This window comes from Synechococcus sp. R5-13, from assembly GCF_047462015.1.
Taxonomy (GTDB): Bacteria; Cyanobacteriota; Cyanobacteriia; order Thermostichales; family Thermostichaceae; genus Thermostichus.
Window position 1 is genome coordinate 19,455 of sequence record NZ_JANSIL010000063.1, and the last position, 20,202, is coordinate 39,656.

Here is a 20,202-nt window from a genome sequence, read left to right on the forward strand (position 1 = left end):
ACTCCTGTCTCAGCCTGACATCCCACCGTCACAGGCGGCAAGCGCTGTCAAACCTCGATAGATATCTCCACGACTGGCTCACTCCACCTGGGGGAAAGCCGTCATCGCTACACGACGCTTTTGCGACCGCAATAGCGGGACCAACTTCTCCAAGGGCATGGCTACACGGCTCTCCAGTTGGTTGGCGTCGGTTTTGGCGTCGGCGTTGGCGTCGGTGTTAGTGTCGGGGTAGAGGCAGGAGTGGGTCGAGGTGTCGGAAAGTCCGTCGGTGCAGGAGGTAGGGGCACCGGAATGCGGAGGCGGCAGGGCTGATCCGATTGATCGCCTTCTGGGGCATAGCAAACGCGAATGAGATCTTCCACAAAGCGAAGCTGATTAAAACTAAGTTGATCCGCTTGTCGAATAATGTCCGTAATGATTTCCTCCAGGTCTCGGGCTGTTCTGGAAAGAGGTACGCTGACAAACAAAATGTTTTCCAGATCCCTAATTTCTGGAGGCGCTAAGTTGAAGAAAGACACTCTATCCCGTTCCCGCAGCAAGATGCGATAAAGGGCTTCGCTCCAAGGGGAAACATCCACAGCAGCACTGAAAACAAATCCCCGCAGGGGTATAGACTGGCCGGACTGACGCCCTTGGCCCAATAGGTTGGACTGAACCGATACCAACTTCCCCGGCGGTTGAATAATCGATCCGGAAAAGGGAATGGTGAACCGCAAGTTGCCCTCTAAAGCAGCAGTTGACAGGGCAGGGAACAAAATGTCCCCTCTTGAGCTTAGGTTGAACAACTCAACCTTGTTGCCTCTTGAAAAAAGCGGCCCTCCTGGGCAAAGGGCGGCTGTTGAGCCTGGCGGGCAAAGCTGAGCAAAGGGATCCACCACCAACCCCAAAATGGCAGAGGCAAAGGCGGAGCCGGGATCCCTTGGCGGCGACCCCACAGTCGAGGGGCTGCTGGAGGTACCACCACCGCAACCTTTCAGGAAAACCGTTAGGGAACCTGTAAGCACTGCTGCCAGGACAAGCGCAGCCGGTTGCCAAAATCTTCTGGGTATACCGAGTCGTCGAAACATTTGCTTATCGCCTCGCTCTCGATTGGGGATGTTGTCAGCCTGCGGAATGACTCTAGCGGGATCCCACCGTGAGAACAGCGTCGCTGAATGGCGCCACAAAACGGCTGCCTTCTCTCTCAACTCTCAGCTCGCCACTGAGAAGATAAGAACCAGCAGATAGCGGAACATTGCTTTGCACCCTCATTTGCAGGCGGTGCTCCCCAATAGCAGCAGGGAATAAGTTGGCAAAGGGAGCTTCCAGCCCTTCAGAAAACCGTGCCAGCACAAAAGTCCCCTCAGTAGCTGCAGCCAGACGCTGTAACTCCAGAAGATTCAAATCGACCCCCAACCCAACCACATACACGGTGAGTTTCTGTCCTCGCTCTCTGGCCAGGGCTGTCAGCTCCTGGGTAGTTTGGTTGATGGAGCGGGTGCTTTCGTTGTCAATCCCATCGGTGAATACCACCAAGCGGCGGTTGAAACGCTCGGTGGGCCGAAAGTCGCTCAAGAAACGCCCGGCTTCCACCGTGGCATCGTAGAGGGCAGTGTTTCCCCCCGGAACAGCGCGCAAAACGCCTCGTCTCAGCAGCTCTTTGTCACCGGTGAAGTCTTGCAACAGCTGAGCCGTGCGCAGAGGCTGCCCCAGGGCTGTAACGCCAAAGCCTGCTCCTCGGTTGTCAAAGCGCAGAATGGCACCCAGATCCAGGGGTGCAGGGCGAAATTGATCCAAGAGCCGAAAAACAGCCAGGAAGCGCCGAGATTGGGGATCCAAGACCAACAGGCTGCCTGAGCCATCCATCAGCACTGCCATGAGCAAAGGCCGCTGAGCCAGATCCGGCGGGGGGTTCTCGATCCGGGTGGGTGTCAGGGTCAAGGCTACCGGCTGCGGGATCCCTAGCAAGTCGGTTACCCGGTTTACCTGCAGGCTGACCTGACTGGCAGAGAGCTGGGTTATTGGTTGGGGCGGATCCCCGCCTTGCAGGAGGGCGATGTTGAACTCCATTTCCCCTTGTGTGCCAGAAAAGGAGCGGGTCAGAGCCCCATTGAACGTCAGGTGAGCTTGGGATCCCACAGCAGACGGATCAATGCCTGTACCGCCGGAAGAGCCACAGCCGACAAGGCAGCTTCCCACGAGCACCAGGAGAAGCAGCCAACCAGCTTTTTGGCTTTTTACTTGACCGGGCTGTATTTTTACAGTCATTGCAGCTGCCAGTGCAAGCATAGTGGGGTGGCATGAAAGTAGGGAGTTACAATACCACCCAGTAATTCCGAAAGCTACTGTAGCGCTTGGTGTAGGCGTAAAGATTTTTACTGCAGTTAGAGGATCTCGAGTTCATCTTTTTTCACAATGCGAGCACAGCGGGTCTCAGCTTTGAGCCTAGTAGGGCGGCTAAAGCCTGTCTGCTCCGAGAATTGCTTCGAGATAAAGACCCCTTTGTTTTGCCACTTGTGGCAAGCGTTCTCGCTGACCAATTGTCAAATAAGCCGGCGCTCTCCTCCGTGGCCTATAGTTCATAGCAGCTCATCAGTGCAGGTGTAAGCTCTAAAAGGATCCCCTGGGTGAGGAGGAGAACTGAACATGGCGGCAAAGCAACTCAAGTTCTATTGGAGCCCCCAACACCAGCTCTTTAGCTGCGATGGCGCCAAGTTGGAGGGGCACGGCTACATCCAAACCAACCCCTCCCATGACCTGGTTCACCTGCTCATTGCCGCCAACGGCAACATGCCCTGGCAGCCGGTGGAAAGCCGCGAGCAAACCTGCTTTGCCGAGTACAACGCGGTGATGCTGGAGCACCTGTTGGTCAACTGCTTCAACGCAGCGGTGCTGGGATCCCTGCCTGCCCAGCAGATCATCCCAGAGGCGCGGAAGTTCTTGCGGTGGTTTGTTTCAGAACATTACGCCCCTTTTCCGGTGTCTGAAGAAGAGGCTTTTCGTCGCTTTGCTGCGCACCTGGATATTGAGCGCATTGTGCGTTTGTTCCCCTATTTTTACAGTCTGCGGGCTTGGGAATGCTTCAGCCTCGATTACCGCGCCGAGACCTACGACCTGGAGTTCACCTCCGAGGATGATCCCGTTCGAGAGGCCCCAGAATGGGCGGCGGATCCCAACATTTTGGAGACTCAGGAGCTGGTGCGGCAAAAGCTCTCTGAGGCAGTAGCCGAGGCGGGCTCGATCCGGCCCAAACCGGAGCCCGTTTTCCCGCCAACTTCGTCAGCTTCTCCTCTGTCCGATCCCCCAGCCAAGACCAGGCAGAAAAAAACCGGACTCGGCTTCAAGCCTGCCCGTTGATGGATCCCCTCACCCCTTTCCCACAGGGAGAGGGGAAGACTAATCTGCGCCTTTCACTAGCCGACGAAAGGCCTTTTTGCCCACCTGCAAAATCCGCCCGGCCAGCTCCGAGGCATGGGCAAACTCCAGGTCGGGATCCTCCACCTTTTGCCCATCCAGCCGCACGGCGCCCCCTTGAATCTGCCGACGGGCCTCGGCGGCACTCTTGCACAGGCCACACTCACGTAGGATGTAGCTGAGTTTAACAGGGTAAGACAACCCATCGATGGCAAAGGTGGGGATGGATCCCGTTTCGGCAAGAATACCGTCTAGCACCAGGGCTTGGGCGGTGCGCTGGGCCTCTTCTGCCGCTGCAGGGGAGTGAAACTGGGCCACTAGGGTCTTGGCTAGGAGGATCTGCCGCTGGCGGGGATCCTGCGGCAGCTCGGCAAGGGGCACTGAGGTGAGCAACTCAAAGTAGCGCTCCACCAGGTGATCCGGCACCTTCTCCAGCTTGGAGTACATGGTGAGGGGATCCTCAGTCAGCCCCACGTAGTTGTTTTTGGACTTGGACATTTTCTGGTACCCGTCCAGCCCCTCCAAAAGCGGCACCGTCACGCAGAACTGCGGCGCTTGGCCCTTCCAGATTTGCAGATCTCGCCCGGTGAGCAGGTTAAAGCGCTGGTCGGTTCCCCCCAGTTCCACATCGGCTGCGAGGGCCACCGAGTCGTAACCCTGCAAGAGGGGGTAGAGAAATTCGTGCAAGTATACCGGCGTCCCGGCTTGGTAGCGCTGGGCAAAGTCTTCTTTGGCCAACATCTGCCCCACCGTCATCTGGGCCTGGAGTTCGATCAGCTCACTGAGAGTCAGGCAGGCCAGCCACTCGCTGTTGCGGCGCACCTCCAGCCGGCCAGGGGTCTCAAAATCCAAGATCTTGCCGGCCTGCTCCAAATAGGTGCGGGCGTTTTCCTCCACTTCTGCCGGGGTGAGGCGGGGACGGGCCTGCGATTGGCCAGTGGGATCCCCGACCAGCGCCGTGAAGTCCCCGATGAGCAAAATAGCCACATGGCCCGCATCCTGGAACTGGCGCAACTTGCGCAACACCACTGAATGGCCCAGGTGTAGATCCGGTCGGGTGGGATCGATGCCCAGCTTCACCCGCAGGGGACGATCCGCTTGCGCCAAGCGCTCCGCCAGGGCAGCAGCTCCTCCTGGAAAGATCTCGGCCACCCCCCGCTCAACAATTTGGGCTATCAACGGATCCCGGTACGCTGGCGAAACTGAGGCTGACGATAAACTCAAAGCCTGATCCTCCGGCTGAACCCATGAGCAATTTTAAGCCCACGCAAAAGATGCTCGATTCTCAACTCAAGATCTTCTCCCCCTAGCCCGGTTGGAGTTGTCGATGGGCAGGGTTGGCCATCCTGCTGCCCCAATAGACGCCGCCCTATAATGGGTCTGGCTTGTTGTTGCTTTGCAACACGGACGTGACAGGGTTTTTGACGTGACCTACGGTCGCAGACCATTGGCCCGCCGGGCGAGAAAGCCGGGGTTGGAGCGTGTCTCCAATTCCCCTTTTTCCGGATCGGGGTTTGACGAGCATGCCGACTATACCCCACCCACCCGCCCCTCCCGGATTGCCCAGGTTGCCGGTGTGGTGGGCAATCTGTTGCTGGGATCCCTGCTCTTGGGATCCACGGCAACGGCTGCCGGATTGGTGGGGCTGGCCATTAGCTTCCGCAACTTGCCGGACGTGCATCAATTGCGGGATTACGTGCCCATTGCCACCACCCACATTGTCGATATTCGGGGCGAGCCCATTGCCAGCCTACACGGGGAGGCCAACCGGGAAGTGATCTCCCTTGAACAGGTCTCGCCGGAGATGAAAAAGGCCTTGCTGGCCATTGAAGACAGCCACTTTTACACCCATCCAGGCATTAATCCGGTCAGCTTGGGCCGGGCGATCCTAGGCAGTGTGGAGGGGGGTATAGGCTCGGCGGGGGGGGGATCCACCCTGACAATGCAGTTGGTCAAGAACCTGTTTTTGAGGCCGGAGCGTACCCTCAGCCGTAAAGTCGCCGAGATCGTGTTGGCGGTGCGCCTAGAACAGGTCTTCAGCAAAGACGAGATCCTGGAGATGTACCTCAACCAGGTGTACTGGGGGCACAATCTCTACGGCATCCAGGCGGCGGCCCGCAGCTACTTCAACAAGGATGCGTCTGAACTGAACTTGGCTGAAGCGGCGATGTTGGCTGGGATCCTGCCGGCCCCGGAAACCCTCAGCCCCTTTCGCAACCTGGAGGGAGCCAAACGGCGGCAACACCTGGTGCTGGATCGTCTGGTGGAGCTGAAGTGGATTACCCCCGAGGAAGCCCAGGCGGCGCGGGAGCAAAAGCTGACCTTAGGCCGCATTACCTCCTTTCAAAGCAATGCTCCGGCGGTCACCGATGCCATTGAGGCGGAGCTGCGGCGCCGCTATGGGGAACAAGCTCTAATGCAAGGAGGTCTGCGGGTTCAGTCCACCATCGATCTGCGTCTGCAGCGCCTTGCCCAGCGCATTGTCAATGAAGATGGCCCCCGCATTGGGGCAGCTCGTCGTGCCGATCAAATGGCTTTGGCGGCAGTGGATCCCCGTACCGGCTATGTGAAAGCCATTGTGGGCGGGATCAACGCTCAGCGGGGCCAATTTAACCGCGCCACCCAGGCGTTTCGCCAAACGGGATCCACCTTTAAGCCCTATGTGTACTACGCGGCTCTGGCCAGCGGGCGCTATTCACCCGGCAGCATCTTGGAAGATACCCCCGTCACCTATCCCGGCTCGCCACCCTACAGCCCGAAAAACTACGACAACACCTTCTATGGCTCCCTCACCTTTGCTCGGGCTTTGGAGCTCTCCCGCAACGTGCCCACGGTCAAGTTGGCCGATGATGTTGGGATCCGCAACGTCATCGCAGCGGCTCAGGCCACCGGCATCAGTGCCGAGATGTTTCCCAACTTGGCTACAGCTCTGGGCTCGGCCAGCGTCAGCCCCCTGGAGATGGCGGCCAGCTATGCGGTCTTTGCCAATGGCGGATATCGGGTGGAGCCGACCCTCTTGGCCCAGGTGGTGGATCGCAACGGCCAAATCCTCTTCGAGGCCAGGCCTCAGCCGCAGCGGGTTTTGGATCCCTGGGCGGTGGCTACGCTCAACCAAATCCTCAAAGGGGTGGTGACCCAAGGCACCGGGAGGGCAGCTCGTCTGGACGATGGGCGACCTGTAGCCGGCAAAACCGGCACCACCTCTGATTTCCGCGACGCTTGGTTCATCGGCTATGTGCCGCAACTGTCTACCGCCATTTGGATCGGCAACGACAACAACTCCCCCATGCTGCCCGGCACCGCCGGCGGGGCCTTTGTTGCCCCCACCTGGAAGCGCTTTATGACTGAGGCTCTGCAAGGGATCCCACCTCAGGACTTCCCCAGCCCGCATCAATTTCCCCCTCCCCGACCATGACCTACAGCGAGGAGCGGCTGGCGCGCATCGAGCGCACTGTCGAGGCCAACGCTCAGGCCATCGCCCAACTGGCCCGGCAAAACCAAGAGCTGATGCAAACCATTGCCGGCACCGAGGAACGCATTGCCAAAGCCGAGGAACGCATTGCTGGCGCCGAAGAACGTCTGGAGGCCGAGGTCAAACGCTGGGACGAGCGGTTTTTCCAGCTCAGCCGCGATACCCTCAACTTCACCCGCAATGTGGTTACCATTGCCGCCATCACGGCTGTTTTGATCCCCCTGCTCAGGGATGTCGCTCCCCTGCTGATCGAGCTGTTGCGGGAGGGATCCCGTTAGCCCTCTGTAGCTGGGACATCTCGCTTTTCCAACCGCTGGCCAACAAGTGGTTATCGGCAATTGCGCTGAGACAGCCGCGATTCCACCTCTCTGGGGTCGAGCAGGGTTCCAACCGGAATCGAGGTGTCCAAGGGATCCCAGCGCGTACTGATTCTGAGTTACACTAAAACTGCAAAGAAAGGTAACGCCTTTTTCTGGTTATCCTGACCCTTCGCCGCGTTCTTTCTTGCATTCCTTGCACAAGACACAGAGGACAGACGATTATGGCTTTTGAACTCCCGGCTCTGCCCTATCCTGCTGACGCGCTCAAGCCCTACATGTCGGCAGAAACCTTCTCCTACCACCACGGCAAGCACCACGCAGCCTACGTAGCCAACCTGAACAAGCTCATCGAGGGCACCGATCTGGCCAACAAGTCTCTGGAGGAGATCATCAAAGCCACCTTTGGGGATCCCAACAAAGCGGGTATCTTCAACAATGCTGCCCAAGTTTGGAACCACACCTTTTTCTGGGAATCCATGAAGCCGGGCGGGGGAGGTGCGCCTACCGGGCCTATCGCCGACAAGATCAACGCCGATTTCGGCAGCTACGACAAGTTTGTCGAGGCTTTCAAGACGGCGGCTGCCACCCAGTTTGGCAGTGGTTGGGCTTGGCTGGTGCTGGACAACGGCACCCTGAAGGTCACCAAAACCCCCAATGCCGAAAATCCGCTGGTTCACGGTCAAACGCCCCTGCTCACCTTGGATGTGTGGGAGCACGCCTACTACCTGGATTACCAAAACCGGCGGCCTGACTTCATCAGCGCCTACCTGGAGCACCTGGTGAACTGGGATGCCGCCAATGCTCGGCTGGCTGCCGCCTGACTCTACCTGTTCTGGGATCCCTTGACGGGGGATCCCATCGAAGACTAGCCCTATGTCTCTGTTTGCGAAGGGATCCTTGGGGATCCCTTTTTTGCCTCTAGTCTCTTCCCAGGCGTTCCCGCTCCTCGCGCAACCGCTCCAGAAAGCCAGGGGTGGGAGGTTGGGTTGGAGGGGCTGCAAGGGGAGCAGAAGTTGGAGCAACCCGGTTCATCTGGGGGAACAGGGGTTGGTTGATGGGCGGCGGGGGGAGAGGCTTGGCCGGGACAGGGGCTGGAGAAGGTGGAGCAGGGGGAGGGGGTGTGGGCACGGCAACCGGTCGGGGTGGAGGCACAGCAGGGGCTGGAGGAGGAGGTGACACCTGCTGAGTTGGAGCAGGGGGCTGAGGGGTAGAGGACACTGCCTCTGGAGTTGCCGCTGGCCTGGGTGTGGGCTCGCTTGCAGACTCACCCATTCCCGGATCGGGGGCAGGATCATCCTCAAACACCGGTTTGCCCTCCGGATCCCGTAGCAGCCAGTCCAGCAGAGGTTCAGGAGTGGCTGAGGGATCCCGCTCAGGGTGCTCTGCACCGCCGACTGGAAGGGGGCGTTCGGGGGCAGCAGGCGGTCTTTCGCTGCCTGGGCCCGGATCCAACAGCAGACGCAGGCCCCAGAAGGTGCTCCCCGCAATGACAACAAAAAGGGCTATCCCAGCCCAGAGGGGAAACGGCTTGGCCTCGGGCTCTGCCTGGGTACTGAGCAGGTGTGTGCCCGACTGCCCTGCATCTACCGCCGCCAGGGTGCGCTCGGAGAAGATGGGTGCGGCTGGGGGGGACGCGAGGGAAGAGCTGGCAGCGCTCTGGGAGTGCAGGGATCCCTCCAATTGGGCGCTGAGAACCTTCATATCTTGGGGCCGCTGGTCGGGATCTTTGGCCAGCCAGGAGAGCACCACCTGTTCCAGCTCCAGCGGAATCTCATAGGGCAAATTCGAGCGATCGAAGGGCTGAGGCTGTTGGTAATTGTGGGCCTCGTACCAGCCGGGGAAAGAATCGCTCTTCGGCTGGAGGGGGTGTTGCCTGGTCAACATGCGGTAGAGCACTACGCCAAGCGAGTAGATATCCGAGCGGGCATCCAGGGCTTCCCCGCGCACCTGTTCGGGAGAGGCATAGCGCACCGTACCCAAAAAGCCGGTGGTCTGGGTGCCGAGGGCAAGGGAAACGTCGCTGAGGAGCTTGGCAATGCCGAAATCCAAGATTTTGACGGTTTCCCCCAACGTTTCATCTTTTAGGACGAAGAGGTTGCTGGGTTTGATGTCGCGATGGATCACCCCCTTGATGAGATGGCCATCCTGCTCAGTCTCCAGGTTGTGGGCGTAATAGAGACCGGCACACACTTGGCGGGCAATCCTCACCACCTGTTGAGGCGGCAGCACCGGCTGCTTGAGCATCAGCTCCCCCAAACTGCGCCCCGTCAGGTATTCCATCACCAGGTAAGGTTGGTCGTTCTCTAGGCCATAGTCCAATACCTTGACAATGGCAGGGTGCTCCCCCAGCAGCGTGCTGATGCGAATTTCCTGCTGAAAACGTTTGTGCAACTGGCGTCGGGTGTTGTCATCGCCTGCTAAGTTTTGGTGCAACAGCTTGACCGCCACCGGACGGTTGAACAGGCGCGTATCGACAGCCTTGAACACCCGCCCCATGCCACCTGCTGCAATGCTGTGAACCAGTTGATAGCGCTGGCCGATCACTTTTCCAGGAGCAAGCTGGTTCATGGGCAGCCCAAGAGCATGTACCCTCTGATTTTAATGCGTGTTTCTCGGGAGTTTCTCTTGCCTTTCTCCGGCCATCCCTGCCCAGCAGTCTTCATTCCCAATGTATTTGATGTGCTTTTAAGTACTTGTTAAACGCCCTGCCAGCGATTGAAGGCTGGACAAAGACTGTGGACTACGGAGATCTACTTTAGAGCCGAGGGAATCTGATAGACTCATGCGGGCGCTTTGCCGGGTCTGTTATCGCTGTCTGTCGGGTATTTATGCTGGCTAACTGGCTGCAAATTTCGGGGATCCCTCTAGCCCTGATCGGCCCTGTTGAGAATCCGGTGCTGGTGTTTTTGATCATCCTGACCATCATGCTGGTGGCTCCCTTGCTATTTGAGCGGCTGCGCCTGCCGGGGATCATCGGGTTAATCTTGGCTGGGCTGGTGGTGGGGCCCTACGGCTTGGGCATCTTGCGGCGGGACGAGACCATCATCCTGCTGGGCACGGTGGGGCTGTTGTTTCTCATGTTCATGGCGGGGCTGGAGACCAGTCTGGAAGATTTGAAGCTCAATGCCGGGAAGGCCACCCTCTTCGGAGCGCTCACCTTTCTGTTGCCCATGCTCATCGGCACAGCAGCCATGTTGGCCATTGGGTATGGCTTTCTGGCGGCGGTGCTGGTGGCCTCCTGTTTTGCCTCTCACACCCTGATCGGTCTGCCCATCATCTCGAAGCTGGGGTTGATGCGCCTGCAGACGGTGACGGCAACTTTGGGGGCCACCCTTATCACGAATGTCCTGGCTTTGTTGGTGCTGGCGGTGGTGGTGCGCGCCCACCAAGGGGAGCTGTCGCTGCGCTTTTGGCTGACGTTGATCCCTTCCATTGCCCTCTACACCTTTGCCACCCTGTGGGGGGTGCCTAAGCTGGGCAGTTGGTTCTTTCAACGCTTTGGTCACGACGAGGGAGCAGAGTTTACTTTCGTGATCGCCACTTTGTTTGTGGTGGCCTACGGAGCGGGGTTGATCGGCATTGAGCCGGTGGTGGGAGCCTTTCTGGCCGGGACGGCCATTACCCCCATCATCCCCCAGCTCAGCCCCCTGATGAACCGGATCCAGTTTATCGGCAACACCCTGTTTGTGCCTTTTTTCTTGATCTCGGTGGGGATGCTGATCAATCCCGGCATTCTCTTGGGGGAGCCGCGCACGCTGCTGGTGGGCGGAGTGATGATTGCAGCGGAGGTGGTGAGCAAGTTTCTGGCCGCTTGGATCCCGGCCCAACTGTTTGGCTGGCGCTTTGCCAGCGCTATGGTTATGTTCGGCCTGTCGATGGCTCAGGCGGCGGCTACCCTGGCGGCCATCACGGTGGCCTTTCAGGTGAAGTTGGTGGATGAGCTGACGGTGAACGGCATCATTGCCATGATCCTGGTGACCTGTGTTGCCTCGCCTTGGATTGTGGCCCGCTGGGGAGAGCAAATGCAGCCCACCGAAGTGGCGGCAGAGTCCACCGAATTGCCCAAGCCGGATTGGGGAGCTCGCGTCTTGGTGCCGGTGGCCAACCCGGATACTGAGAGGAACCTGTTACAGTTGGCTTTGATTTTGGCCAAAAAGGGCGGGGGAACGCTGCTGCCGCTGCATGTTTTGTCTGACCGTGCTGGGATCTCGCCGGCAGCCCTGGCTCGGCAAGAGCAGTTGTTGACCTTTGCAGAAGCTCTGGCCCACAGCGCCGTGGCCCGAGTGGAGCCGATCCGGCGGGTGGATGACTCGGTGGAAAAAGGGATCATTCGCTCGGCGGCGGAACGGCAGGCAACCTTGGTGATCCTGGGCTGGAAGGGCTACTCCACCTATGCGGAGAACTTTTTCGGCAGCATCATTGACGCGGTGGTGCGGCAGGTGGGGATCCCAGTCTTGATTACGCGGTTTCCGGTACCCATCGAGACGGCGCGCCGCATCCTCTTGGTTGCACCGGAGCTGGAGGTCTCTCCCGGATCCCTGCAGCAGACCATTGGGCTGGCACAAACGCTGGCCGGCGAATTGAAAGCAGGTTTGCAGATCCTGCTGGTGCAAACCCGACCTGGGCGGAAAAGCTCCCCAGCCTTGCCGGCAGAAAGCTATGCCCACTTGCCGGTTCAGCGGGTGCAGGGGGGGGTGGTGGCGGAAGCCTTCAAAGCGCTGCAGCCAGGAGATGTGTTGGTATTGGTTCCCAGCGAAACCGGCAACCGGTCGCGTCTAGGCCGAGAGCCGGAGACCATCGCCCGCAACCGACCCAGCCTTCCCATCATCGTGGTGCATTTGCCACGGGATTCAGCTCATCCCTTGCGCCAAGGAGATGGGGTTCTGGCGGCCGCAGAGCCCACTTGACAGGGATGGCATTGGGGTGTTGTCTGGCGGACTGGAGCTCTTGTCTCAACGACGCCCCGGCTCCCTTGGTAAACTGGGATACCCCAGGTTCGGAGCAGTCGTGAGCCAGAAGGGAGGCCCAGAGCCATAGACTATGTTGATTGAGGAAGTGGGGATGGTACCCTACGGAGCACAGGAGTATGGTTGCCTATTTGCTGGAAGTCGGCTGTGAAGAGCTCCCAGCCAGTTTTGTGGATTCGGCTCTGGAGCAGTGGCGAACCGGGATCCCGGCCTCTTTGGCGGAGGCCCATTTGCAAGCGGAGCAGATGCAGCTTTTCGGTACGCCGCGCCGCCTGGCGGTTCTGTTGCAGGGGTTGCCCACCCAGCAGCCGGATCGCACTTTGGAGGTGAAGGGGCCGCCGGTTCAGGTCGCCTACCAAGATGGCCAGCTCACTCCTGCCGGGGAAAAATTTGCCCAAAAACAAGGGGTGGATCCCGGCAGCCTGGAAATCCGGCAAGTGGGCAAGGGATCCTTTGTGTTTGCGGTGCAGCGGGTGCGGGGCCGACCGACGGCAGCTGTGCTCCAGGAACTGGCACCCGCCTGGATTACCAACTTGAGTGGTGAACGGCTGATGCGCTGGGCCTGCGGGGATCTGAAGTTTCCGCGCCCCATCCGCTGGCTGGTCTCCCTTTGGGATGATCAGGTGCTGCCTTTGCTGCTGCCGACCCACGAGGACAATTCCATGCCGGGCTTGGTGGCGGGGCGGGTGAGCCGGGGGCACCGCGTTTTGGGATCCCAGCAGGTTGTCCTGGAGCGGGCCGAGAGCTACGTTCAGCAAATGCAAGAGGCGGGGGTCAGCCCCGATCCAACAGCGCGAGAGGCATACATTCAGGCTGAGGTGACCAAGCTGGCCAGGCAAGTGAATGGGGAAGCCCAGATCCCTGCTCCTTTGCTGCGGGAGGTGGTGCACTTGGTGGAGTGGCCGACGGCGGTTTTGGGGCGTTTTGAGCCGGAATTTTTGCGCCTGCCGCCGGCGGTGATCGAGACGGTGATGATCACTCACCAGCGCTACTTCCCGGTACGGGATGGCCGGGATCCCCAGAAATTGCTGCCCTATTTCATCACCATCTCCAACGGCGACCCCCGGCAATCGGAGCGGATCGGGGCAGGCAACAGCCGTGTGGTGCGGGCGCGCCTGGCGGATGCCCGCTTTTTCTACGAGGAGGATCGGCGGATCCCCTTGGCGCAGCGGGTGGAACGCCTGCAGGCGGTTACTTTTGCCGAAGGGCTGGGCTCCATGCGGGACAAGGTGGAGCGCATCCGCCACATCAGCCGCCTCATTGCCGCTGCCCTGAACTTGGATCCCCAGGAGCAGGCGCTGGTGGATCGCACGGCTTACCTGTGCAAGGCGGATCTGGTTACCCAAATGGTGTACGAATTCCCCGAGCTGCAGGGGATCATGGGAGCCGAGTATGCCCGCCACGACGGTGAGCCGGAGGCGGTGGCCGAGGGGATCGAGCAGCACTACTGGCCTTTGGGGGCGGGGGACGCTTTGCCCAATTCCTTGACCGGGCGGGTGGTGGGCTGGGCGGATCGCCTGGATACCTTGGTGGGCATGTTTCGCTTGGGGCGGATCCCCAGCGGTTCCTCGGATCGCTTTGCCCTGCGGCGGGCCGCCAACAGCCTGGTGCTGGTTGCCTGGGATGCCGGCTGGACTTTTGACTTCAACTTGCTGTTGCAGAGCGTGGTGCAGGACTATGCCTTTGGCGATGTCCACACCTTGCGAGCCTTGCAGGAGTTTTTGGCCCAACGGATACAGACCCTTTTGCAGGAGGAAAAACGGATTGATTACGACTTGGTCAGGGCTGTGGTGGGGGATCCAGAGTCCGTCAAAACCGAGGATCCCCAGAAGGCCGAGCTCACCTTGCGGGCCCTGGGCAACCTGCCCTTGACTTTGCTGCGGGCAGAGTACCTGCAACACCTGCGGGCCACCGGGGAATTGGCGGATCTCTATCCCACCCTCAATCGCTGCGCCCGCCTGGCAGCCCAAGGGGACTTGGACTACGCCGTGGTGGATCCGGCAGCCGCCGTGGATCCCGACCAGTTGCAGGAGGCGGCAGAAAGGGAGTTGTACGAGGCTTGCCAGAAGGTCTATCGCCTGGGGGTGGAGCCGGCCTTACGGGGAGACTTTGTCCCCTTGGTGGAAGCTCTGCAAGCAGCAGCCCCTCAGGTAGCCCAGTTTTTTGAAGCCGTTCTGGTGATGGATCCGGATCCTGTGCGACGGGCCAGCCGGCTCAATTTGCTGGGAGTATTGCGCAACCAGTCGCGCCTGTTGGGGGACATGGGGGCTGTGGTCATGGCAGGGGAATCCTCGCCGGAGAAGACCCCCTAGCCGTTTCAGATCAGTTTACTTCGAGACAGATCCCCCTCACCCCCAGCTTCTCTCCCAGAGGGAGCTACCCCCCAAGGACTCTGTCCCGCTGGCGCGAACGGCTTGGGAATGGACATATCGTCATTTCCACTCAAACTCAGAACACTGTGCCCACACCTAAACCGTTGGTCGCGTCTTCGCGTCAGCGTTGCGGAGCAATAGCGTTGCGGAGCAATAATGCAGGGGGTTAGAAGGTTTTTCAAGGACTCCGTCCCGCTGGCGCGATCAGTAGCCCAGGCGTCTCATCTTAACCTGAACAACCATACGATTTATCCAAGAAATTGCAAACACTGCCGCAAAGCCCGCTGCACCGAGGCCAGGTAGCCCTCTCCAAACAGGTTGAGATGGTTGAGCCAGTGGTAGAGCTGGTAGAGGGGCTTGCGGTGAGGATATCCCTTATCCAAAGGATAGGTCTGCTGATAAGCCCGATAGAACTCCGGCGGAAAGCCGCCAAACAGTTCTGTCATCGCCAGATCTGTCTCCCGATCCCCGTAGTAGGTGGCCGGATCGAAAATCACCGGGGATCCATCGGGCAAGGCCCCGTAGTTGCCGCCCCACAGATCTCCATGCAACAGAGCGGGTTCTGGCCTGTAGTCCTGAAAAAAGGCTTCCAGCTCCGCCATTACCCGTTCGGCTTGGGCCACCCACGTGCCGCGATACCCCTGTTGGCAAGCCAATTTCACCTGGTAGAGCAGCCGCTGTTCCCGATAAAAATCCGGCCAATTCTGCCGCCAACTGTTGATCTGAGGCGTGGAGCCGATGGTGTTGTCCCGCTCCCAGCCGTAGCTGCCGTTGGGGGATAGGGTGCGGTGCAACTGGGCCAACTGGGATCCCAATAAACCCGCAGTCTGCGGACGGGGCGAGGTTAGCTCCAGGTATTCCAGCACCAAGTAAGCCTGCTCTCCTACGGATCCCCAGATGATGGGCTGGGGCACGCGAATGGCCTGGGCAGCCGCCAGGGTTCGCAAGCCCGCAGCTTCCGCTGCAAACATCTCCAGCGCCCTTTCTCCCCCACGGGCCAATTTGACGAAGTAGTCTTTTACCCCTTCTGCAAGAGGGCTTTGGGAAGCGCAGGAAAACCGATAGGTGGCGTTGATGCTGCCCCCGCCCACAGAACGATACTGCAGGGGCCGTAAGGGATCCCCTGTTGCTTCTGAAAGGTGCCGGGCGATGGTCTGCCAAAGAGTTTGCATCAGCAGCAAAAGTCAATTGTCGGAGAAAAACAGGTACTTATGGTCATTTCGGGTAGTCATTTCAGGTTAGGGTGAGACGCCTGAGCCATTGCCTGGGCCATTGAGAAAAGCCCTATGGCCCCGTGCATTCAAAGTTTTAGGTGTGGGCGCAGTCTCCTGGTTTAATTGAAATGACCATAACTCTTTTTTTGTGCTACTTTCACCTTCTCATTCTCAAGAGCACAGTCAATAGCGCGAGGACTCCGTCCCGCTGGCAGGACGGGTTGGACGCCAGACCGGGCTCTATCCTTCAGTCGAGCTTCTGGGTACTGGTCTCCGTCTTGCTGCAGGGCAGCCGAGTCTATCTTGCGCTTGCGGGTCTTGACTTTTGTCGGCCTCAGGTCTTCTCGGTTCAGCCAGCGATAAACTGTTGCACGACTAACCTTGTTCATCCGTGCAACTGCTCCCTTCCTGGACATACCCTATGACTCTCTCTCAGGTCTAAGCTTCCTCCTGAGGTCTACCTCCATGCCTTCTTAGCTGCAGGGCCGTCTCATTCTTAAATGAATTGACCCTGTTCCTAACCTGTGGGGCTCTGGGGTCTTGAGCTTCCGCCTCCTATGGGGAAAGTGGGGGGAGAGCTGTATCTCAAATTAAGTTCGAATTGAGGTCAGCATTAGCGGCGGAGAGGCTCAGAAATGGCCACCACATCCTGCAGAAACTGATCCTGTTGCTGGCGCAAAATGCCCAGGTCAGGACCTTGGTTGAGCAGGACAAAGTGGATGCCATTCGGCAGCTGCCCCATCGTCATCAGCCGATCCGCAGCGGATCCCACCTGAGCAGCCGTGCCTGGGGGCAAGGTGCGCGCCCGCAGGGTGCTGTGGCCAGTGCCCGCTCTGGGCAAGATCCGAGTCGGATCCCCATCTGTGAAATCTACCAGGTGTTCCCAGAGATGAGCTAGGGCGCGGGGGGAAAGGTACAGCGCTCGCCCTCTTTGCCCCAGGCGAATGTCTTGCTCGGCGGGGGCCATTTGGGAATCCAGGCGGGAAATGGGCTGAGCCACCAACCGCTGCCGCAGGTACTCCAGCAGGGCTGTTTCGCCCCCCAGTTCCGCCAACAGGGCTTCTGCCATGGCTCGGTCGTTGCTGCCATTGAGGATCTGCAACAGGGATCCCAGCCGTAGCGAGGTGTAGCTGGCCAGGCAGTGGGCGTCCGTGGGGAGGGCTGTTAGGACTGACACCGAGCCGCGAATGACAACCGGATGGGGTTGTTGAGTATTGCTGAGGAGTTCTGCCAAACGCTGAGCGCCGCCCAAAGGATCGGGTTGGCCCAGCAAACGGAAGGGGGGCAACACCTTCACATCCCCGTCGATCTGGCGAATGTTGAGGCTATGCAAATGGCGGGCCAGCTCTGCCACATTCGCTTCCGTGAAATAGGGATCCCCGCCACCCACCAGGATCAAATCTCCCGTCAAGCGATGGCCCAACCGATGGCCTGTGGTGTAGAAGCGGGTCTCAAAGCGACGTTCATAGCCCCAAGTCTCCAGGGCCATCAAGCTGATGGCCAACTGATCCAAGGCTCCCACCGGCAAAGGTCGATCCAGCCCATGCTCCGCCAACAGCTCCCCTTCCGGCGTCCAGAGCAGGATCCCCTGTTGAGAGAGCGCTCCCCCTTGGGCCGCCAATCCTTGCAAAAAGCCGGACAAGACCGAAGCGTAAGGAGAATCTTCCCACTGCGGCGATTGGGCGCGGGGCCACCAAGGGGGAAGGCCCGGAGTCCCACTTGGGGAAGGCAGCGGCGGCGGTGGAGTGGGGATGGGGGGGAAGGGATTCTGAGTCAATGTGGGAGACTCGACTTCAGCACCTGTGGGGTTGCTCCAGCAGGCCCCCAAGGCCAAAGCACCGGCCAACGGGATCCCTGCCCAGAGGAGACGACGATGGGGGCGCAACCCCTGTGGGATAAGCGGCATGATGACCTCACAAAGACACTTGCAAAAGACGACAGGCTGGCAAGACTTGACGCTACTCTAGTGCCATCCGAACTGCCTTGGCAAATCTCTGTGCCAGCCTTTTCCAGCGTTATCGACTCCGGCCAAGGCAAGCCCATCTTTTGCTTGTCAGGGATCCCAGTCGGCTGTAGCCTGATGCGAAGCCAGAAAATGCTGTGTTGCCTGATGGATATCCTTTGCAACGGCAATGGCTGCAGATCGTCCGTTGGCTGTGCAAGGGCTAGGCTGTACTGGAGAGGGTGGGAGATGGCTCATACACTCGTGCAGAACGGATCGCAAGCTCCTTCTCTCCTGAGTAAAAGATAAAATAGGGCGATTTAGACTCCGAGCATTCCAGGCCGCCGATGGGAAACAGTCCAACCAAAGTAAGAGTTCAATCGGAAAAACAGGCTTTCCTAGAACGGTGGCATGACATTCTCGCCCCCAACTCCCTGGGCTACCGCATTCGATTGTTGTCTCAATTGGTGCGGCGGAAGTTCCAGTCCTATTTAGAGCCTTTTGGCCTAACCATCTCCCATTGGGTGGTGCTCTGCTGCCTCTGGGAAGAAGACGGGATCCCTACTTCCACTATTTGTGAGCGCTTGCAGCAGTTGGGGGGCACCATGACCGGGGTGTTGGATGGCATGGAAAAACGGGAGCTGATCCGGCGGCAGCGAGATCCTGAGGATCGGCGGATTTGGCGGGTCTACCTCACACCTGCAGGGGAGGAGCTGAAAGACGTTTTACCCCCTCTGATTTGGCAGTTGCGGGAGCAAACCTACGGCTGTCTCAGCCCAGAAGAACAGGCAACCCTCTCGCGGTTGGTGGATCGGCTGATCGCCCATCTGTCAGTGGATCCAGATGCGGCTGTGCTGGCGGAGCCAAGTCAATAGTCTTTATCTTGAGAGCGCCTTTGGGGGAGGGCGGAGCTTTGTCTGGAGATTTGCTGATCCGAAATGCTGAGCTGCTGGTGCCGGAAGGGGATCCCTGGCGGGGGGATGTGCTGGTGCGGGAGGGGCGCATTGCCCAAATCGGCCAAAACCTCTCGCCAGAAGGGGTGGCCAAGGTCATCGACGCCGAGGGCCATACCTTGATGCCGGGGGTGATCGATCCGCAAGTTCACTTCCGCGAGCCGGGCCGCGAGCACAAAGAAGACCTGCAGACGGGATCCTGGGCCTGTGCCCGGGGCGGGGTGACCAGCTTTTTGGAGATGCCCAACACCGACCCCCTGACGATTGACCAAGCGACGCTGGATGACAAGCTGGCCCGTGCGGCCAGCAAGTGTGTAGTCAATTACGGCTTTTTTATCGGGGCCACTGCCGATAACCTAAAAGAGCTGCAAACGGTGCAGGGAGCCTGTGGCATCAAAATCTTCATGGGATCCATGCATGGGCCCCTGTTGGTGGATGATCAGGCGGCGCTGGAGCGGATTTTCGGGGAAACGGATCCCAACTTTTTAATTGCCGTCCATGCCGAAGATTTGTCTCGCATCACAGCTCGTAAGGCCCTGTTTGCCGGACGCACAGACGTAGCCGTTCACTCGCAAATTCAGGACGAGGAATCGGCCCTGATCGCCTCACGGCGGGCTTTGGACTTGGCCACCCGCTACCGCCATCGGCTGCACATTTTGCACCTCTCCACCGGCCTAGAGGTGGAACTGCTGCGCCAGCACAAGCCGGCCTGGGTGACGGCAGAAGTGACCCCTCAGCACCTGCTGCTCAGCACCGCCGATTACGCCCGGCTGGGATCCCTGGCCCAGATGAACCCCCCCCTGCGGGATCCCCCCAATTCGGAGCAACTGTGGCAGGGGCTGCAGGACGGGATCCTGGATTGCATTGCCACTGACCATGCCCCCCATACTCTGGAAGAAAAGGCTCAGCCCTACCCCCACTCCCCTTCCGGTATGCCCGGCGTGGAAACCGCTTTGCCTCTGATGTTGACGGCAGCCCAGCAGGGCCGCTGCACGCTGGCGCAGGTGGTGCAGTGGATGTGTGAGGCGCCGGCCCGCCTCTACCGGATCCCCAACAAAGGGCGGCTGCAGGTGGGCTACGACGCCGACCTGGTGCTGGTGGATCGCCACACACCCAAACCGGTGCGGCGGGAAGAGCTGCTGACCAAATGCGGCTGGAGTCCCTTCGAGGGCTGGGAATTGGTGGGCTGGCCCCTAGTCACGATCGTGGGCGGACAGATTGCCTTTCAAAACGGCCAGGTGGATCCCTCGGTGCGGGGAAAGGCTCTTCAGTTTCAGCGCTAGCCAGGGATCCCTGCTATCCCGCAAGAGCTTCCGATAGCAGCAGGACAGAAGTGGCGCAGTAGCCTATCCTAGCTTCCCTCTCCCTTTGTGGGAGAGAAGCCAGGCCTGAGGGCGGGATGGCGCAAAAGCATCAGGAACGGTCTCAGGCTGGTTTGCCGATCACCACACACCTCGGCCTGCTGGGTCCGGCAACTCTGGCCCAGAAACTCGTGTTACTGTAAACTACCCGGCTCCGACCGCTAAGCGGTACGGAGCGGGCTTTCAGTAGCCCTGAGCCTGCTCTGCT

16 protein-coding genes are annotated in these 20,202 nt (G+C 59.5%); 8 read left to right on the forward strand and 8 right to left on the reverse strand.

Going from position 1 to position 20,202, the window contains the following annotated elements; genetic code table 11:
* Positions 1-161: 161 nt before the first annotated feature.
* From NW840_RS05425 to NW840_RS05435, 3 genes are all read right to left on the reverse strand, one after another.
* Positions 162-755, reverse strand: a complete 594-nt coding sequence (locus NW840_RS05425; protein WP_414342842.1) for a hypothetical protein — start codon at positions 753-755, stop codon at positions 162-164.
* A gap of 17 nt (positions 756-772) precedes the next feature.
* Positions 773-961 carry a hypothetical protein gene (locus NW840_RS05430; protein ID WP_414342843.1) on the reverse strand — a complete coding sequence of 63 codons (189 nt, stop codon included), beginning with the start codon at positions 959-961 and terminating at the stop codon, positions 773-775.
* A 158-nt stretch (positions 962-1,119) separates the two neighbouring features.
* On the reverse strand, positions 1,120-2,178 hold the full coding sequence (locus NW840_RS05435; protein WP_414342845.1) for a vWA domain-containing protein: 1,059 nt from the start codon (positions 2,176-2,178) through the stop codon (positions 1,120-1,122).
* 447 nt (positions 2,179-2,625) lie between these two features.
* Here NW840_RS05435 and NW840_RS05440 point away from each other — a divergent pair, with 447 nt between their 5' ends.
* The gene (locus NW840_RS05440) at positions 2,626-3,336 is read left to right on the forward strand and encodes a hypothetical protein (RefSeq protein ID WP_414330718.1); all 711 of its coding nucleotides are present in this window, start codon (positions 2,626-2,628) and stop codon (positions 3,334-3,336) included.
* A gap of 39 nt (positions 3,337-3,375) precedes the next feature.
* Here the strand turns inward: NW840_RS05440 and tyrS are convergent, their stop codons facing one another.
* Positions 3,376-4,572, reverse strand: a complete 1,197-nt coding sequence (gene tyrS / locus NW840_RS05445) for a tyrosine--tRNA ligase (protein ID WP_414342871.1) — start codon at positions 4,570-4,572, stop codon at positions 3,376-3,378.
* A gap of 247 nt (positions 4,573-4,819) precedes the next feature.
* Here tyrS and NW840_RS05450 point away from each other — a divergent pair, with 247 nt between their 5' ends.
* The 3 genes from NW840_RS05450 (at position 4,820) to NW840_RS05460 (ending at position 8,006) form a co-directional block, all read left to right on the forward strand.
* Positions 4,820-6,808, forward strand: coding sequence for a transglycosylase domain-containing protein (locus NW840_RS05450; protein WP_414342848.1), 1,989 nt, complete (start codon positions 4,820-4,822; stop codon positions 6,806-6,808).
* Positions 6,805-7,143, forward strand: a complete 339-nt coding sequence (locus tag NW840_RS05455) for a hypothetical protein (RefSeq protein WP_414342850.1) — start codon at positions 6,805-6,807, stop codon at positions 7,141-7,143. The genes NW840_RS05450 and NW840_RS05455 overlap by 4 nt, the downstream gene beginning before the upstream one ends.
* A gap of 263 nt (positions 7,144-7,406) precedes the next feature.
* Positions 7,407-8,006, forward strand: a complete 600-nt coding sequence (locus tag NW840_RS05460) for a superoxide dismutase (protein ID WP_414342852.1) — start codon at positions 7,407-7,409, stop codon at positions 8,004-8,006.
* Between the two features lie 97 nt (positions 8,007-8,103).
* On the opposite strand, the gene NW840_RS05465 is transcribed toward NW840_RS05460, so the two are convergent.
* Entirely contained in the window at positions 8,104-9,753 is a 1,650-nt protein-coding gene (locus tag NW840_RS05465) for a serine/threonine protein kinase (protein WP_414342853.1), read from the reverse strand.
* Between the two features lie 260 nt (positions 9,754-10,013).
* Here NW840_RS05465 and NW840_RS05470 point away from each other — a divergent pair, with 260 nt between their 5' ends.
* Together NW840_RS05470 and glyS are read left to right on the forward strand one after the other, a co-directional pair.
* Entirely contained in the window at positions 10,014-12,092 is a 2,079-nt protein-coding gene (locus tag NW840_RS05470) for a cation:proton antiporter (protein ID WP_414342856.1), read from the forward strand.
* 179 nt (positions 12,093-12,271) lie between these two features.
* On the forward strand, positions 12,272-14,464 hold the full coding sequence (gene glyS / locus NW840_RS05475; protein WP_414342858.1) for a glycine--tRNA ligase subunit beta: 2,193 nt from the start codon (positions 12,272-12,274) through the stop codon (positions 14,462-14,464).
* A gap of 308 nt (positions 14,465-14,772) precedes the next feature.
* On the opposite strand, the gene NW840_RS05480 is transcribed toward glyS, so the two are convergent.
* The 3 genes from NW840_RS05480 to NW840_RS05490 all read right to left on the reverse strand — a co-directional run bounded on the left by NW840_RS05480 (position 14,773) and on the right by NW840_RS05490 (position 17,644).
* Positions 14,773-15,696: a fructosamine kinase family protein gene (locus NW840_RS05480; protein ID WP_414342860.1), complete on the reverse strand. Its 924-nt coding sequence runs from the start codon at positions 15,694-15,696 to the stop codon at positions 14,773-14,775.
* Between the two features lie 161 nt (positions 15,697-15,857).
* Positions 15,858-16,154 carry an IS630 transposase-related protein gene (locus tag NW840_RS05485; RefSeq protein ID WP_414342861.1) on the reverse strand — a complete coding sequence of 99 codons (297 nt, stop codon included), beginning with the start codon at positions 16,152-16,154 and terminating at the stop codon, positions 15,858-15,860.
* Between the two features lie 197 nt (positions 16,155-16,351).
* Positions 16,352-17,644: a D-alanyl-D-alanine carboxypeptidase gene (locus NW840_RS05490; protein WP_414342863.1), complete on the reverse strand. Its 1,293-nt coding sequence runs from the start codon at positions 17,642-17,644 to the stop codon at positions 16,352-16,354.
* A 383-nt stretch (positions 17,645-18,027) separates the two neighbouring features.
* On the opposite strand from NW840_RS05490, the gene NW840_RS05495 reads away from it, so the two are divergent.
* Positions 18,028-18,555 carry a MarR family winged helix-turn-helix transcriptional regulator gene (locus tag NW840_RS05495; RefSeq protein WP_414342864.1) on the forward strand — a complete coding sequence of 176 codons (528 nt, stop codon included), beginning with the start codon at positions 18,028-18,030 and terminating at the stop codon, positions 18,553-18,555.
* A gap of 38 nt (positions 18,556-18,593) precedes the next feature.
* On the forward strand, positions 18,594-19,916 hold the full coding sequence (locus NW840_RS05500) for a dihydroorotase (protein ID WP_414342865.1): 1,323 nt from the start codon (positions 18,594-18,596) through the stop codon (positions 19,914-19,916).
* Positions 19,917-20,202: the final 286 nt, after the last annotated feature.

Excerpts from the sequence above, each read along its gene's own strand:
- NW840_RS05495 (WP_414342864.1), top strand. The coding sequence starts at position 18,028 with ATGGGAAACAGTCCAACCAAAGTAAGAGTTCAATCGGAAAAACAGGCT.
- NW840_RS05470 (WP_414342856.1), top strand. The coding sequence starts at position 10,014 with ATGCTGGCTAACTGGCTGCAAATTTCGGGGATCCCTCTAGCCCTGATC.
- NW840_RS05485 (WP_414342861.1), bottom strand. The coding sequence starts at position 16,154 with ATGTCCAGGAAGGGAGCAGTTGCACGGATGAACAAGGTTAGTCGTGCA.
- NW840_RS05460 (WP_414342852.1), top strand. The coding sequence starts at position 7,407 with ATGGCTTTTGAACTCCCGGCTCTGCCCTATCCTGCTGACGCGCTCAAG.
- NW840_RS05480 (WP_414342860.1), bottom strand. The coding sequence starts at position 15,696 with ATGCAAACTCTTTGGCAGACCATCGCCCGGCACCTTTCAGAAGCAACA.
- NW840_RS05440 (WP_414330718.1), top strand. The coding sequence starts at position 2,626 with ATGGCGGCAAAGCAACTCAAGTTCTATTGGAGCCCCCAACACCAGCTC.
- NW840_RS05465 (WP_414342853.1), bottom strand. The coding sequence starts at position 9,753 with ATGAACCAGCTTGCTCCTGGAAAAGTGATCGGCCAGCGCTATCAACTG.
- NW840_RS05490 (WP_414342863.1), bottom strand. The coding sequence starts at position 17,644 with ATGCCGCTTATCCCACAGGGGTTGCGCCCCCATCGTCGTCTCCTCTGG.
- glyS (WP_414342858.1), top strand. The coding sequence starts at position 12,272 with ATGGTTGCCTATTTGCTGGAAGTCGGCTGTGAAGAGCTCCCAGCCAGT.
- NW840_RS05455 (WP_414342850.1), top strand. The coding sequence starts at position 6,805 with ATGACCTACAGCGAGGAGCGGCTGGCGCGCATCGAGCGCACTGTCGAG.